Consider the following 15,246-nt stretch of genomic DNA (forward strand, 5'->3'; position numbering starts at 1 on the left):
AACCGATCATGAAACACCCCGACCTGACCCTGCGCCTGCGCCTGCGCCGCGGCGCCACGGTGCTGCTGGCCGCGCTGGCCACCGCCGGCTGCGCCGTCGGCCCCGACTACCGCAAGCCGCGGGCCGCGCCGGTGGCGCTTGCCAGCCCCGAGCAGGCGCTGTTTTCCTCCGACCGGGTGCAGCAGGATTGGTGGACGCAGTTGCGGGATCCGCAACTGGATCGCCTGATCACGCTGGCGCTGCGACGCAACCCCGACATCCGCATCGCTCAGGCGCGCCTGGCCGAATCGCGCGCGGTGCTCGACGAGAAGGAACTCGACCAATTCCCCACCGTGACGCTTGGCGCGCGCTTCGAGCGCAGCCTGTCGCAGGCCAATCCCGGCGTGGCGGGCGAGCGCAACCTGGCCAAGAGCTACCGCGCGGGCTTTGACGCCACCTGGGAAATCGACCTGTTCGGCCGCCTGCGTCGCGCCGCCGAAGGCGCGGCGGCGCGCAGCGAAGCCCAGGCCGCCGACCTGGCGCAGGCCCGCATCGTGGTGGTGGCCGAAGTGGCGCGCAACTACTTCGAACTGCGCGGCGCCGAGCAGCGCCTGGCGGTGGCGCGCGCCAACCTGGACAGCCAGCGCGACAGCCTGCGCGTGATCCAGGCCATGGTGGCGGCCGGCCGTGGCGATGAAGGCGACCTGGCCAGCGCCCGCGCCGACCTGGAAACGGTGCAGGCCAGCGTGCCGCTGCGGGAAACCGCCCGGCGCCTGGCGCTGTACCGGCTGGCGGTGCTGGCCGGGCTGCGGCCGGTGGAACTGGGCGAACTGGACGCGGCCACGCCGCAGCCGCCGCTGGCCGCGCGCCTGCCGATCGGCGACGTCGGCGCCTTGCTGGCGCGCCGTCCCGACGTGCTGGCGGCCGAGCGCAACATGGCAGCGGCCAATGCCGACGTGGGCGTGGCCACCGCCGAGCTGTATCCGCGCATCGACCTGGGCGGCTTCCTCGGTTTCGTGGCCTTGCGCGGGGCCGACGTCGGCAACGCGGCGAGCCGCGCCTTCAGCGTGGCGCCCGGCGCCAACTGGCCGGCCTTGCACCTGCCGACCGCGCTGGCGCGCAAGCGCGCGGCGCAGGCCCGTTCGCAGGGCGAGATGGCGCGCTACGAGCAGACCGTGCTGCAGGCGGTCGAGGAATTGGAAGGCGCGCTGACGCAGTATGGCCAGACCCAGCAGCAGCTTGGCAACCTGGCGCAGGCGGCCGCCCACAGCGGCCGCGCGGCGGAACTGGCGCGCCTGCGCTACCGCGAAGGCAGCGCGTCGTACCTGACGGTGCTGGACGCGCAGCGCACGCAGCTGCGGGCGCAGGACGCGGTGGCGCAGGCCGAAACGGCGTCCTACACCAGCCTGGTCGCGCTCTACAAGGCGCTGGGCGGCGGCTGGGAGGCGCCTGCGGAAGCGGGCGCATCGCCCGCGGCATCGCCTTCGGCCGCCGCGTCCGCGCCGGCCGGCTGACCGATGGACGCGGTTCGTGGCACCATAAGGGCTTAGCGCCCATCCGACCTTCCATGTCCGAAGACAGCCTGTTCCATCCCATTTCCTGGCAACCGCACCAGCCGGCGGACCGCGTGCTCATGACGCTCAAGACGCGCGGCCCGCAGTCGGTCGCGGTCATCGCCAAGGCGCTCGACGTCACGGCCGAGGCGGTGCGCCAGCAGATGGCGCGCCTGCACGCGGACGGCCTGGTCGATTCGGAAAGCCGCAGCGCCGGGCGCGGCCGGCCCACGCAGATCTGGTTCCTGACCGAGGCCGGCCACCGCCGTTTCCCCGACACGCACGCCGACATGACGGTGCAGATGATCAACGCCGCGCGCCAGGTGTTCGGCGACGACGGTGTCGACAAGCTGATTTCGGCGCGCGAGGCCGCCATGCTGGCCACCTACCAGCAGGCGCTGGCGGACGCCGGCGATCTGCCGCAGCGGCTCGAAAGCCTGGCGCGGGTGCGCTCGGCCGAAGGCTACATGGCTGAGATGCGCCGCGACGGCGACGACTTCCTGTTCATCGAGAACCACTGTCCCATCTGCGCGGCGGCCCAGGCCTGTATGGGCTTTTGCCGCAGCGAGCTGGAACTGTTCCGGCAGGTGCTGGGCCCGCAGGTGCGGGTCGAGCGCGAAGAGCACATCCTGCAGGGCGCGCGCCGCTGCGCCTACCGCGTCAGCGCGCGCGCCTGACCTGCCCGGGCGGCGCGTCCCGCATGACCCCGGACGGGCCTTGCGTCAGGACGCCGGCGACGAACCGTCGTCCCAGCCGCCCAGCGCCTTGTACAGATCCACCGCGTTGACCAGCCGGCGCTGCTGCAGCCGGATGAATTCCTGTTCCGACTCGAACAGGCTGCGCTGCGCCTCCAGCATCTCCAGGTAGTTCGCCACCCCGCGCGCATAGCGCCGCTCGGCCAGCCGTTGGCGTTCGCGGTCGGCGTCGCGCACCTTGCGCTGGGCCTCGATCTGGTCGCGCAGCGCGTCGCGCGCCGCCAGGGCGTCGGCCACGTCGCGGAACGCCGCCTGGATGCTGCCTTCATACTGGGCCACCGCGATGTGCTTGCGGGTCTCGGCCAGCGACAGGTTGGCGCGGTTGCGGCCGGCGTTGAAGATCGGCAGCGTCAGGCGCGGCGCGAAGCTCCAGCCGCCGGTGCCGCCGCTGAACAGATCCGAGACGCGGTCGGCGGTGGTGCCGAGGTCGGTGGTCAACTGCACCGACGGGAAGAACGCCGCGCGCGCCGCGCCGATGTCGGCGTTGGCCGCCCGCAGCGCCTGCTCGGCCTGGCGCAGGTCGGGGCGCCGCGTCAGCAGTTCGGATGGCAGGCCGGCCGCCAGCGGCGTCAGGGCCTGGCTTTCCAGCGGCGCCGGGTCGACGCCCAGCGGCAGCGCGAAATCGCCCGCCAGCAGGCCCAGCGCATGCCGCGCCAGGCTGGCCTCGCGGGTCAGCTCGGCGCGCGTGGCGCGCGAGCTTTCCACCAGCATCTGCGCGGTGCGCAGGCCGATGGCGGTCTCCAGCCCCGCGTCGTAGCGGCGTTGGGTCAGCTTGAGCGAGGTCTCGCGCAGCGCCAGCGTATCGTCGGTCAGGCGCAGTTGCTCGGCCAGCGAACGGTGGTTGAAGTAGGCGGTCGCCGTTTCCGCCACCAGCGCCAGTGTGGCGGCGCGGTGCGCTTCCTCGCTGGCCAGGTAGCGCGCCAGCGCGGCGTCCGACAGGCTCCTGACGCGGCCGAAGAAGTCCAGCTCGAAGGCGGTGATGCCGACAGCGGCGCGGTAGCGGTTGGACACCGGAGGGCGCGGCTGGCCCGGTTCGATCGCGCGGCCGCGGCTGACTTCGCCGCTGGCGTCGACCGTCGGCAGACGCTCGGATTGCTGCACGCCGTACAGCGCGCGCGCCTCCTCGATGCGCAGCGCCGCCACCCGCAGGTCGCGGTTGTTGGCCAGCGCGGCCGAGATCCAGGCCTGTAGCGCGGGGTCGTTGAAATAGGCGCGCCAGTCCTGCGGCGCCGCCGCCTGGCCGGGTTGCGCCGGCGTGTCATACTGTGCCGGCACCGGCGCGGCGGGGCGCTCGTGGATGGGCGCCAGCGAGCAGCCGGACAGCGCCAGTGTCAGCAGGGTGATTGCCATAGGCTTCATGGCGTCGTCTCCAGCGGTACGCGGCCCTCGGGGCGCGCAGGGCGGGCGCGCATGCCGACCATGCGCCCCACGATAAGGAAGAACAGCGGCACCAGGAACACCGCCAGCACGGTGGCGGTGATGATTCCGCCCAGCACGCCGGTGCCGATGGCGGCCTGCGCGCCGGAGGCAGCGCCGCCGGCCAGCGCCAGCGGCAGCACACCCACGCCGAAGGCCAGCGAGGTCATCACGATCGGCCGCAGCCGCAGCCGTGCCGCCTCCAGCGTGGCCGCCAGGATGCCGTGGCCGTCGCGCACCAGGTCCTTGGCCACTTCCACGATCAGGATCGCATTCTTGGCCGACAGGCCGATGGTGGCGATCAGGCCGACCTTGAAGTAGATGTCGTTGGGCATGCCGCGCACGGTCACCCCCAGCAGCGCGCCGATCACGCCCAGCGGCACCACCAGGATCACCGCCAGCGGAATCGACCAGCTTTCATACAGCGCCGCCAGCGCCAGGAACACGATCAGCACCGACAGCGCGAACAGCACCGGGGCCTGGTTGCCGGACAGCCGCTCTTCGTACGACTGGCCCGACCAGTCGAAGCCGATGCCGCGCGGCAGCTCTGCCGCCAGCGCTTCCATGGCGCGCATGGCTTCGCCGCTGCTGCGTCCCGGCGCCGCCGAGCCGTTGATGGTGAAGGAAGGGAAGCCGTTGTAGCGGTTCAACTGCGGCGGTCCCATCGACCATTTCAACGTGGCGAAGGCCGACAGCGGCACCATCTGGCCCTGCAAGTTGCGCACGTGCAGGCGCGAGATGTCGTCCAGGTCCACGCGGCGCTTGCCGTCGGCCTGCACCATCACGCGCCGCACCTGGCCGTTGAGCATGAAGTCGCCGATGTAGTCCGAGCCGTACATCACCGCCAGCGCGGTGTTGATCTCGTCGATCGGCACGCCCATCGCCTGCGCCTTGTCGCGGTCGACGCGCAGTTGCAGTTGCGGCGCTTCCTCCTGGCCGGCGAACACCACGTCCGTCAGCGCCGGATGGTCGGCGGCCTTGGCCAGCAGTTGCTGGCGCGCCCGCGTCAGCGCTTCGTGGCCGACGCCGCCGCGGTCCTGCAGCCGGAAATCGAAGCCCGAGGTCGAGCCCAGGTCCGGCAATGGCGGCGAGTTGAGCGCGAACACCATCAGGTTCTTGCGCGCGGCAAAAGCCTGGTTGATGCGCTTGACCACCGCGTCCACGTGCAGCGCGGGGTCGCGCCGCTCCTTCCAGTCCTTGAGCGTGACGAAGAACATGGCCGAGTTCGGGCCGCTGCCGTACTGGCTGAAGCCATTGACCGAGTACACATACTGCACCGGCTCGTGTTCCATCATGTAGCGCTCGACATCCTTGACCACCGCCATGGTCTCGGCCTGCGGCGAGCCCTGCGGCAGAATCACCATGGCCATGAAACTGCCCTGGTCCTCGTCCGGCAGGAACGACGACGGCAAGCGCGCGAACAGCAGCGCGGCCACGCCGATGACCAGCGCGTAGGCCAGGCCAAAGCGCACCGGCCGCGCCAGCACCGCCGCCACGCGCGCGGTATAGCGCGTGGTCAGGCGCGCGAAGGCGCGGTTGAACCAGCCGAAGAAGCCGCGCTTTTCGTGGTGGCCGGCCGGGACCGGCTTGAGCATGCTGGCGCACAGCGCCGGCGTCAGCGACAACGCCAGGAAGGCCGAGAAGGCGATCGACACCGCCAGCGTCACGGCGAACTGGCGGTAGATGTTGCCCACCGCGCCGTCGAAGAACGCCATCGGCACGAACACCGACACCAGCACCACCGTGATGCCGACGATGGCGCCGCTGATCTGGCCCATGGCCTTGACCGTGGCGTCATGCGGCGACAGGCCTTCCTCGGCCATGATGCGTTCGACGTTCTCGACCACCACGATGGCATCGTCCACCAGGATGCCGATGGCCAGCACCATGCCGAACATCGTCAGCACGTTGATCGAGTAGCCCAGCCCCAGCATCACCCCCAGCGTGCCCAGCAGCGCCACCGGCACCACCAGCGTCGGGATCAGCGTGGCGCGCAGGTTCTGCATGAACAGGTACATCACGCAGAACACCAGCGCCACGGCCTCCAGCAGGGTCATCAGCACCTTCTTGATCGAAATCTCGACGAAGGTGGAGGTTTCGTACGGAATGTCCCAGCTCACGCCCGGCGGGAAGTATTGCGCCAGCTCGCGCATGGTCTCGCGGATGCGGCGGGTGGTCTCGACCGCGTTCGAGCCTGGCGCCAGCTTGATGCCCAGGCCGGTGCCGGTCATGCCGTTGACACGCGACAGGTACATATAGTCGGTGCCGCCCAGTTCCACCCGCGCCACGTCCTTCAGGCGCAGCGTGGCGCCATCGGGTTGCGCGCGCAGCGGGATGTTGGCGAACTGTTCCGGTGTATGCAGCGATTCGCCCGCCACGATGCTGGCGTTCAGCGGCGCGTCCTGGGGCACGGCCTGGTTGCCCAGCTCGCCGATGGTGACGCGCGCATTGTGGCTGCGCAGGGCCGAGACGATGTCGCCCGGCGTCAGCGACAGGGCGGTGAGCTTGGCCGGATCCGGCCAGATGCGCATCGCCGCTTCGGCGCCGAACGACTGCACCTTGCCCACGCCTTCGACCCGCCGCAGCGCCTGCAGCACGTTGGAGGCCGCCAGCTCGCCCAGTTGCATGTCGTCCAGGCTGCCGTCCGACTTCAGCGACACCACCAATTGGATGTTGTCGGCCGCCTTTTCCACCCGCACGCCGTCGCGCCGCACCGATTCGGGCAGGCGCGGCTCGACCGCCTTCAGGCGGTTCTGCACTTCCACCGCCGCGATGTCGGGGTTGGTGCCCTGCTTGAAGGTCAGGTTGATGCTGGCCCAGCCGGTCGAATCGCTGCTGGACGAGGTGTACATCAGGCCCGGCGCGCCGTTCATCTCGCGTTCGATGATGGCGGTGACGGCTTCCTCGACCACCTTGGCCGAGGCGCCGGGATAGCTGGCGCCGATGTTGACGACGGGCGGCGCGATGTCCGGATACTGCGCCACCGGCAGCGCGCGGATCGACAGCAGGCCGACCAGCGCGATCAGCAGGGAGATCACCCACGCGAAGACGGGGCGATCGATAAAGAAACGCGCCATGGCGGTTTACCTTTTTGCTTGATTTCCCACGGCCGCCACGGGCGCGCTCGGCGCGGCCCGCTCGACCGGTTTGATTTTCTGGCCGGGGGCCAACTGCGCGGCGTTTTCCACCACCACGCGTTCGCCGCCTTGCAGTCCCTCGGTGACGACCCAGTTCGGGCCCAGCAGGCGGTGCGCGGTGACCGGCACGCTGCGCAGTGCGCCATCGTCGCCGGCCACCAGCAGATGGGCGCCGTCGGCATTGCGCAACAGGGCATCGCGCGGCACCAGATAGGCGTCGCGGTTGACGGCCTGCTCCAGGCGCACCCGCACGTACATGCCCGGCAGCAGCGCGCGGTCGGGGTTGGCGAACAGCGCGCGCATGGTCACGTTGTCGGTGCCCGGGTCGACCGCCAGGTCGGCGAACGACAGCGTGCCGCCCTGGCCGTACTCCGAGCCGTCCGGCAGCAGCAGGCGCACCCGCATTTTGTCGGGCGCGACGCCTTCCAGCGCGCCGGCGCGGATCTGCTTTTGCAACTGCATGACCTCGGCCGCGGGCTGCGCGAAGTTGACGTAGATCGGGTCGAGCTGCTGCACCACCGTCAGTGGCGTGGCCTGGCCTTCGCCCACCAGCGCGCCCTCGGTGACCAGGGCGCGCCGCGCGCGGCCGTCGATCGGCGAGGTGACGCGGGCATATTCCAGCCGCAGTCTGGCGCTTTGCAGATTGGCCTTGGCCAGGGCCACCTCGGCGCGCGCCTGGCGCTCCTCGGCCACGCTTTCGGCGTGGTCGCGTTCGCTGATGGCGCGGTCCGACACCAGATCGGCATAGCGGCGCAGCTTGTCGGCCGCGGCTGCCAGGTTGGCCTGGGCGCGGGCCAGCGCGGCGGCCTCGGAATCGTAGGCCGCCTGCAGCGGCGCCGGGTCGATCTGGAACAGCGGCGCGCCGCGCGCCACCTCCTGGCCTTCTTCATACAGACGCCGGGTGACGATGCCGGCCACGCGGGCGCGGACCTCGGCCTCGCGGTAGGGCTCCAGCCGGCCGGGCAGTTCGCTGGCCACGGCGGTGGGCGTGGCCCGGGCCACGATGACGCCGATTTCGGCGGGCGCCTTGACGGTCTCGGTGGCTTCCGGCTTGGAACAAGCTGAAACAAGAAGCAATACAGATACGGATGCGAGCGTTCTGAGGGGGACTCGGTGCGACATTTTTTAGAAATTATTGTGGGGTGCCCGGAGCGGGCGAGAAGGGAACGTGCGCGGGTTTTCCCTGTGGGGTTCGCAGTCTATCATTTAATCCGTCATGCTTGATTAATTGTTTTGTTCAAAAGTATGCTGCGGACTGCATACTTTTTCACAGTGCGCAGACGGCGGCTTCCGCGAGACGGGGCCGCCGTTTTCTCGTTCCCCCGTTCAACCCATTTTCCACAAGGAGATCTTGGTATGGCCCGCAAGACGAAAGAAGAATCCCAACGCACCCGCGATCGCATCCTGGACGCCGCCGAGCACGTGTTCCTGTCCAAAGGGGTGGCCAGCACCACCATGAGCGATATCGCCGATTTCGCGGGTGTGTCGCGGGGCGCCGTCTACGGCCACTACAAGAACAAGATCGACGTCTGTATCGCCATGTGCGACCGGGCCCTGGGCGAGGCGGTGTCGCTGACCCGGGTCTCCACCGATGGCCAAGCGCTGGAATCGCTTTACGCCTCGATGCGCCAGTACGTGCAGATCTACGCCGAGGAAGGTTCGGTGCAGCGCGTGCTGGAAATCCTGTACCTCAAATGCGAGCGCAGCGACGAGAACGCGCCGCTGCTGCGCCGCCGCGACCTGTGGGAACGCCACGCCCTGCGCACCTCCGAGAAACTGCTGCGCGCCGCCGTCAGCCGCGAAGACCTGCCGCCGGCCCTGGACGTGCGTCTGTCCAATGTCTACCTGCACTCCCTGATCGAGGGTGTGTTCGGTACCATCTGTTGGTCGGATCGCCTCAAGGGCGATATCTGGCCGCGCGTCGAGCGCATGCTCCGCGCCGCCATCGACACGCTGCGGCTGTCGCCGCAACTGAGGATGCCGCAGTCCGCGTAGCGCGCCACGGCCATGCCCCTACAATCCGGGCATGACCCTCAAGCAACTCGAAGCCTTCTACTGGGCCGCTACCTGCGCCAGTTTCGCCGTGGCGGCCGAGCGCCTGCACCTGTCGGTATCGTCACTGTCCAAGCGCATCGTCGAACTCGAAGAGGCCCTGGGTCAACGGCTGTTCGACCGTAGCGGCCACAAGGCGGTGCTGACCGATGCCGGCCAGCGCTTGCTGCCGCAGGCCCGCGCGCTGCTGGCCGCTGCCGACCAGATCCGCGCGTCCCTCGCCGCAACCCCCGGCCTGCGCGGCCGCTGCCGTTTCGGCGTGGGCGAACTGACCGCGCTTACCTGGCTGCCGCGCCTGATCGGCGTGGTGCGCGCCGCCTATCCCGACCTGGTGCTGGAACCTTACGTCGATATCGGCCAGGTGTTGGAGCAGCGGGTCGCGGACGGCGAACTGGACTTCGCCGTCATCGCCGGGCGTTCGTCGCGTCCCGGCATCGCCTCCACGCCGATCGGCGAAGCCGCGTTCGCCTGGGTCGCGGCGCCGGCCGTGCTCGATGGCGACACCGGCCTGTCGCCCGCGCTGCTGGCGCGGCTGCCCTTGGTGACCCTGCCGGCGGGCGCCGGCACCACCCGCATCGTCGACGATTGGCTGGCCGGACGCGACGTGGCCGGCGAACGCCTGTGCTGCAACAACTGGGGCGCCATCGCCGGTTTGCTGATCGAGGGTACCGGCGTCGGCCTGCTGCCCCGCCATTGGGCGCAGGCGCTGCAGGCCGAGGGCAGCCTGCGCGTGCTGCACTGCGATCCCGAGCCGGCGGCGTTGCCGTATTCCTTCCAGTACCGGCGCGACGACACCCGGCCGTTGGTGGCCCGGTTGCGCGAATCGGTGCTGGCGGCGGTGGACTTCTCGGCGCCTTGCCGGCTGCCCTGAGGTCTGGAACGCGCCGCACCGTCCGCGAGGCGGTCGCCCCGGGGCGCGGCGCGGGCGCCCGATGGCCGCTGCTCTATACAATCGCCGCGCGCCTGGCGCAGAATCCAACAAGAACGTGCGCAACGGGGGGATGGGCCCGGCGATGCAGCACGGCTCCGGGTCTGTTCCCTCATTGCCGGGCGGCGCGCCGCTGGCGCGCGGGGAAGCCGACCCCCTGAATCGACGGAGATCATTCATGCGTAAACTCTGCCTCGCCATGGCCATGGCGGGAATGCTGGCCAGCGGGCTGGCCCACGCCCAATCGACCCTGCGGGTCGGTTTGCAGGACGACCCGGACGTGCTCGATCCGACCCGCGCCCGCACCTTTGTCGGCCGCATCGTGTTCGCCTCGCTGTGCGACAAGCTGGTCGACATCACCCCGGACCTGAAGTTCGTGCCGCAGTTGGCGCAATCCTGGAGCACCAGCCCGGACAACAAGACGCTGACCTTCAAGCTGCGCCCCGACGCCGTGTTCCATGACGGCACGCCGATCGACGCCGCCGCGGTCAAGGCCAACCTCGATCGCGCCCGCACGCTGCCCGACAGCAACCGCAAGAGCGAACTGGCCACCGTGGCCAGCGTCGACGCGCCGGACGCCAGCACGGTCGTGCTGCACCTGTCCGAACCCGACGCCTCGCTGCTGTCGCAACTGTCCGACCGGGCCGGCATGATGATTTCGCCCGCCTCGTTCGACAAGGACCCCGGCGGCAAGCCGGTGTGCTCCGGCCCGTACCAGTTCAAGGAACGGGTGCAGAACGACCGCATCGTGCTGGAGAAGTTTCCCAAGTATTGGGACGCCGCCAACTATCACTTCGACCGCGTGGTGTTCACGCCGATCCCCGACAACACCGTGCGCCTGAACAATCTGCGTGCCGGCGACCTCGACATCATCGAGCGCGTGGCGCCCAGCGATGCCAAGGCGGTCAAGGACGACGCCAACCTGCGCCTGGCGCCGGTCACCGGCCTGGGCTTCCAATCGATCTCGGTCAACCTGGGCAACGGCGCGCGCGCCAACAACCCGTTGGCCAAGGACAAGCGCGTGCGCCAGGCGTTCGACCTGGCGATCGACCGCGACGTGCTCAACCAGGTCATCGGCGAAGGCCAGTACCAGCCGGCCTACCAACCGTTCCCGCCGGCCAGCTTCGCCTACAACAAGTCGTTCGAGCACGCTGGCCGCGATCCCAAGAAGGCCCAGGCCTTGCTCAAGGAAGCGGGTTTCGACCGCGTCAAGTTCGAGATCACCTTCGGCAACAACACCACCATGCAGCAGGTGTTCGAACTGGTGCAGGCCATGGGCGCCGAAGCCGGCTTCGACATCACCCTGCGTCCGGTCGAATTCGCCTCGCTGCAATCGTCGCTGGCCCGCGGCGATTTCGAAGTGGGCCAGAGCGGCTGGTCCGGCCGGGTCGATCCCAGCGGCAACATCCACCAGTACCTGAGCTGCAAGGGCAACCTGAACGACGGCAAGTTCTGCGATCCGCAGGCCGACAAGCTGCTCAACGATGCCCGCGCCGAGCCGGATCCCGCCAAGCGTCGGGCCATGTATGACCAGGTGCTGACGGTGATGCAGGAACAGCGCCCCATCATCTACCTGTTCTACCTGCCCTGGACTTTCGGCACGCAGAAGAAGCTGGAAGGCTTCGTGCCGTATCCCGACGGCCTGATCCGCCTGAAGGGCGTCAGCCTCGCCCGGAAGTAGGCGCCAAGCCAGACGCGGGACCCGCTTGCGGGTCCCGTTTTACTTGTTCTTGCGGCCACCGGCCCCGCGCCGTCCGCGACAGGATCGCATCATGTTTACGACTCGCCCGGAAATCCTCGGCACCTTCGGTGTCGTGACCTCCACCCATTGGCTGGCCAGTTCGGCCGGCATGTCGCTGCTCGAGCGCGGCGGCAACGCCTTCGACGCCTGTGTCGCCTCGGCCTTCGTGCTGCAGGTGGTCGAGCCCCACCTGGTCGGCCCGGCCGGCGAGGTGCCGGCGGTGTTCTATTCCGCCCGCACCGGCCGCGTCGAAGTGCTGTGCGGCCAGGGCGCCACGCCCGCCGCCGCCACGCTCGAGCGCTACCGCGCCGAAGGCCTGAAGCTGATCCCCGGCAATGGCCTGCTGGCCACCGTCATCCCCGGCGCCTTCGACGCCTGGATGCAGTTGCTGCGCGACCACGGCACGATGCGCGTGCGCGATGTGCTGGAACCCGCCATCTACTACGCCGAGCACGGCCACGCGCTGATGCCGCGCATCGCCAACACCATCGCCGGCCTGAAGGACTTCTTCCAGACCCACTGGCCCACCACGGCCCAGGTCTACCTGCCCGGCGGCAACGTGCCCGAGGCCCGCAAGCTGTTCCGCAACCCGGCGCTGGCCGCCACCTGGACCCGCGTGCTGCAGGCCGCCGAGCAGGCCGGCGGCGACCGCGAGCGCCAGATCGAGGCGGCCCGCGACGCCTTCTACCGCGGCTTCGTGGCCGAGGCCATCGACAAGTTCGCGCGCGGCACCGAGGTCATGGACGAAAGCGGCGAGCGCCATCGCGGCGTGATCACCGCCGACGACCTGGCGGGCTGGTCGGCAAGCTACGACCAGCCCGCCACCTATGACTACCACGGCTACACCGTGGCCAAGGCGGGCGCCTGGAGCCAGGGGCCGGTGTTCCTGCAGACCCTGGCGCTGCTCAAGGACATGGATCTGGCCGGCGTCGGCCCGACCAGCGCCGCGTTCGTGCACCGCGTCACCGAGGCCATGAAGCTGGCCTTCGCCGACCGCGAGGCCTACTACGGCGATCCCGCCTTCGTCGACGTGCCGCTGGCGCAACTGCTGTCCGACGAGTACAACGACGCGCGCCGCGCCCTCATCGGCGAACAGGCCTCGCAGGAGCTGCGGCCCGGCGGTATCCCGGGTTTCGAGGCGCAGGTGGCGCGGGTGATGGACACCCTGCAACGCCTGTCCAAGGTGTCGGCCCCCGGCAGCGTGACCAACGAGCCGACCCTGGCCGACATGCGCGCCTCGGTCAAGCGCGGCGACACCACCCATGTCGATGTCATCGACCGTTGGGGCAACATGATCTCGGCCACGCCGTCGGGCGGCTGGTTCCAGTCCTCGCCGGTGATTCCCGAACTGGGCTTCGGCCTGAACACCCGCGCGCAGATGTTCTGGCTGGAAGCGGGCCTGCCGGGCACGCTGGCGCCGGGCAAGCGTCCGCGCACCACGTTGACGCCGTCGCTGGCGCTGCGCGAGGGCCGGCCCTACCTGGCCTTCGGCACGCCGGGCGGCGACCAGCAGGAACAATGGCAACTGCTGTTCTTCCTGCGGCATGTTCACCACGGCCTGAACCTGCAGGAAGCCATCGACCTGCCAATGTCGCACACGATGCACTTCCCCTCGTCGTTCTACCCGCGCGACCGCAAGCCGGGGCACCTGGCGGTGGAAAGCGGCTTTGGCGCCGAGACCATCGCCGCCCTGCGCGCCCGCGGCCACCAGATCGAGGAAGTGCCGCAGTGGTCGGTCGGCCGCCTGACGGCCGCGTCGCGCGACGCCGACGGCCTGCTGCACGCGGCTGCCACGCCGCGCCTGATGCAGGCTTACGCGGTCGGCCGCTAACGCGGCTGCCGGCGCGCCGGCCACGCGCGCGCCGGCCCGGTTGCGGCGATTTGCCGCCATGGGCTATCTTTTGTCCATGACGCTCATCCAGCAGAGCCCGGCGACCGGGGCTCGTCCCCTCGCGGGACACGAACCTCTCTTCATCGTCCTGAACACAGGCTCCGGGCGCGGCGACGCGCAAGTGCTGCAGGACATCATCCGTCGCGTGCTCGACGAGGCTGGCCGGCGCTACCAGTTGATGCCGGTCGACGATCCCGCGCGCCTGGTGAGCAACGCCCGCGAGGCGGTGGCGCAGGCGCGCGCGGCCGGCGGCATCGTGGTCGCCGCCGGCGGCGACGGCACACTCAACGCCGTCGCCGGCCAGGTGTTGGGGCAGGGCGTGCCGTTCGGCATCCTGCCACAGGGCACGTTCAATTATTTCGGCCGGCGCTACGGCATCTCCCAGAACACCGAGTCCGCGCTGCGCGGCCTGTTGGGCGGCGAGGTGCGGCCGGTGCAGGTCGGCCTGCTCAACGGCCGCCTGTTCCTGGTCAACGCCAGCCTCGGCCTCTATCCGCAATTGCTAGAAGACCGCGAAGCCTACAAACAACGCTTCGGCCGCAGCCGCCTGGTGGCGCTGTGGTCCGGGCTGGTGACGCTGCTGCGCGCGCCGCGCCAGCTCAGCCTGCGGCTCGATCACGAAGGCCGTCCGCGCGACCTGCGCACGCCCACCCTGGTTGTCGGCAACAACCGCCTGCAGTTGGAACACATCGGCATCGACCCCACCGGCCTCGACCGCAGCCGCCTGGTGGCCATGGCGACCAGGCCGGTCGGCACGCTGGCGCTGTATGGCCTGCTGCTGCGCGGCCTGTTCAGCCGCCTGGGCGATGCGGAACATGTCGTCAGTTTCGCCTTCGACCGGCTGATGGTCTCGATCCGGGGGCGGCGCCGCGTCAAGGTCGCCATGGACGGCGAAATCTCCTGGATGGATACCCCGCTGGAGTTCAAGGTATCCGACACGCCCCTGCCCCTGGTGGTGCCGGTCGACGCCGACGAGGAGCGCCCATGACGCGCATCCTGCAGTTCTCGGACACGCACTTCGGCACCGAGCGCAAGCCGGTGGTCGAAGCCGCGCTGGATCTGGCGCGCACGCTGGCGCCGGATTTGGTCGTGATCAGCGGCGACATCACCCAGCGCGCCCGTCGCGGCCAGTTCGCCGCCGCCCGCAAGTTCATCGAGCGCCTGGCGCTGCCGGTGCTGGCGGTGCCGGGCAACCATGACATTCCGCTGTTCAACCTGTTCGCGCGCGCGCTCAATCCCTATGGCAACTACAAGCGCGCGCTGGGCGCCGTGCTCGAACCCGTCTACGAAACCCGCGGCTTGCTAGCCATCGGCGTCAACACCACGCGGCCGCGCCGCCGCAAGGATGGCGAGATCTCCGACGCGCAGATCGCGCGGGTGGCGCAGCGCCTGCGCCAGGCCAGGCCCGGCCAGTTGCGGGTGGTGGTGGCGCACCATCCGGTGCGCGCCAAGGTCGAATCCGACCGTCTCAACTTGCTGATCGGCCGCGAGCGCGCCCTGGCGGCATGGGCCGACGCCGGGGTCGATCTGATCCTGGGCGGTCACATCCACCTGCCCTATGTGCTGCCGGCCAGCGCCGATCCGGCCCTGGCGGCCGGCTGGGTGGTTCAGGCGGGCACCACCTGCTCGCGCCGGGTGCGCGGCCACATTCCCAATTCGGTCAACGTGATCACGCGCGAAGGCGAAGGCCAGACCCGGGTCTGCCATGTCGAGCGCTGGGACTACGCCGCCGCGGCCCATGCCTTCGCGCCGGTCGACAAGACCCTGGTGGCGGGGTAGGGCGTGGCCGTGTTG

11 protein-coding genes are annotated in these 15,246 nt (G+C 69.9%); 8 read left to right on the forward strand and 3 right to left on the reverse strand.

The features are described from left to right. Positions 1-8: 8 nt before the first annotated feature. Entirely contained in the window at positions 9-1,493 is a 1,485-nt protein-coding gene (locus tag ACN6O8_RS00250) for an efflux transporter outer membrane subunit (protein WP_427989098.1), read from the forward strand. Positions 1,494-1,546: 53 nt separating this feature from the next. Then, complete coding sequence (locus ACN6O8_RS00255) at positions 1,547-2,209, forward strand: helix-turn-helix transcriptional regulator (RefSeq protein WP_427989099.1); 663 nt, start codon at positions 1,547-1,549, stop codon at positions 2,207-2,209. 45 nt (positions 2,210-2,254) lie between these two features. Here ACN6O8_RS00255 and oprZ read toward each other — a convergent pair whose 3' ends face one another. From oprZ to ACN6O8_RS00270, 3 genes are read right to left on the reverse strand one after another with little or no spacing between them, the layout of a single operon-like run. After that, positions 2,255-3,646, reverse strand: a complete 1,392-nt coding sequence (gene oprZ, locus ACN6O8_RS00260; RefSeq protein ID WP_427989100.1) for a multidrug efflux RND transporter outer membrane subunit OprZ — start codon at positions 3,644-3,646, stop codon at positions 2,255-2,257. Continuing rightward, complete coding sequence (axyY, locus tag ACN6O8_RS00265) at positions 3,643-6,780, reverse strand: multidrug efflux RND transporter permease subunit AxyY (protein WP_427989101.1); 3,138 nt, start codon at positions 6,778-6,780, stop codon at positions 3,643-3,645. The genes oprZ and axyY overlap by 4 nt, the downstream gene beginning before the upstream one ends. 6 nt (positions 6,781-6,786) lie before the next feature. Further along, positions 6,787-7,962, reverse strand: coding sequence for a MexX/AxyX family multidrug efflux RND transporter periplasmic adaptor subunit (locus ACN6O8_RS00270; RefSeq protein WP_427989102.1), 1,176 nt, complete (start codon positions 7,960-7,962; stop codon positions 6,787-6,789). A 234-nt stretch (positions 7,963-8,196) separates the two neighbouring features. On the opposite strand from ACN6O8_RS00270, the gene axyZ reads away from it, so the two are divergent. The 6 genes from axyZ (at position 8,197) to ACN6O8_RS00300 (ending at position 15,231) form a co-directional block, all read left to right on the forward strand. Next, complete coding sequence (axyZ, locus tag ACN6O8_RS00275) at positions 8,197-8,835, forward strand: multidrug efflux transcriptional repressor AxyZ (RefSeq protein ID WP_427989103.1); 639 nt, start codon at positions 8,197-8,199, stop codon at positions 8,833-8,835. Positions 8,836-8,866: 31 nt separating this feature from the next. Next, complete coding sequence (locus ACN6O8_RS00280) at positions 8,867-9,763, forward strand: LysR family transcriptional regulator (protein WP_427989104.1); 897 nt, start codon at positions 8,867-8,869, stop codon at positions 9,761-9,763. Between the two features lie 235 nt (positions 9,764-9,998). After that, positions 9,999-11,501, forward strand: a complete 1,503-nt coding sequence (locus ACN6O8_RS00285; RefSeq protein WP_427989105.1) for an ABC transporter substrate-binding protein — start codon at positions 9,999-10,001, stop codon at positions 11,499-11,501. Positions 11,502-11,592: 91 nt separating this feature from the next. Further along, positions 11,593-13,392, forward strand: coding sequence for a gamma-glutamyltransferase family protein (locus ACN6O8_RS00290; protein ID WP_427989106.1), 1,800 nt, complete (start codon positions 11,593-11,595; stop codon positions 13,390-13,392). A 58-nt stretch (positions 13,393-13,450) separates the two neighbouring features. Then, positions 13,451-14,440 (forward strand): diacylglycerol/lipid kinase family protein, encoded by a 990-nt coding sequence (locus ACN6O8_RS00295; protein WP_427989107.1) that lies wholly within the window; start codon positions 13,451-13,453, stop codon positions 14,438-14,440. After that, the gene (locus ACN6O8_RS00300; protein ID WP_427989108.1) at positions 14,437-15,231 is read left to right on the forward strand and encodes a metallophosphoesterase family protein; all 795 of its coding nucleotides are present in this window, start codon (positions 14,437-14,439) and stop codon (positions 15,229-15,231) included. Before ACN6O8_RS00295 ends, ACN6O8_RS00300 begins: the two co-directional genes overlap by 4 nt. Positions 15,232-15,246: the final 15 nt, after the last annotated feature.

It is taken from the genome of Achromobacter sp., assembly GCF_050285565.1.
Classification (GTDB): Bacteria; Pseudomonadota; Gammaproteobacteria; order Burkholderiales; family Burkholderiaceae_B; genus Achromobacter.

Coding starts and splice junctions, on each gene's coding strand:
- ACN6O8_RS00250 (WP_427989098.1), top strand. CDS start 9: ATGAAACACCCCGACCTGACCCTGCGCCTGCGCCTGCGCCGCGGCGCC.
- ACN6O8_RS00255 (WP_427989099.1), top strand. CDS start 1,547: ATGTCCGAAGACAGCCTGTTCCATCCCATTTCCTGGCAACCGCACCAG.
- oprZ (WP_427989100.1), bottom strand. CDS start 3,646: ATGAAGCCTATGGCAATCACCCTGCTGACACTGGCGCTGTCCGGCTGC.
- axyY (WP_427989101.1), bottom strand. CDS start 6,780: ATGGCGCGTTTCTTTATCGATCGCCCCGTCTTCGCGTGGGTGATCTCC.
- ACN6O8_RS00270 (WP_427989102.1), bottom strand. CDS start 7,962: ATGTCGCACCGAGTCCCCCTCAGAACGCTCGCATCCGTATCTGTATTG.
- axyZ (WP_427989103.1), top strand. CDS start 8,197: ATGGCCCGCAAGACGAAAGAAGAATCCCAACGCACCCGCGATCGCATC.
- ACN6O8_RS00280 (WP_427989104.1), top strand. CDS start 8,867: ATGACCCTCAAGCAACTCGAAGCCTTCTACTGGGCCGCTACCTGCGCC.
- ACN6O8_RS00285 (WP_427989105.1), top strand. CDS start 9,999: ATGCGTAAACTCTGCCTCGCCATGGCCATGGCGGGAATGCTGGCCAGC.
- ACN6O8_RS00290 (WP_427989106.1), top strand. CDS start 11,593: ATGTTTACGACTCGCCCGGAAATCCTCGGCACCTTCGGTGTCGTGACC.
- ACN6O8_RS00295 (WP_427989107.1), top strand. CDS start 13,451: ATGGGCTATCTTTTGTCCATGACGCTCATCCAGCAGAGCCCGGCGACC.
- ACN6O8_RS00300 (WP_427989108.1), top strand. CDS start 14,437: ATGACGCGCATCCTGCAGTTCTCGGACACGCACTTCGGCACCGAGCGC.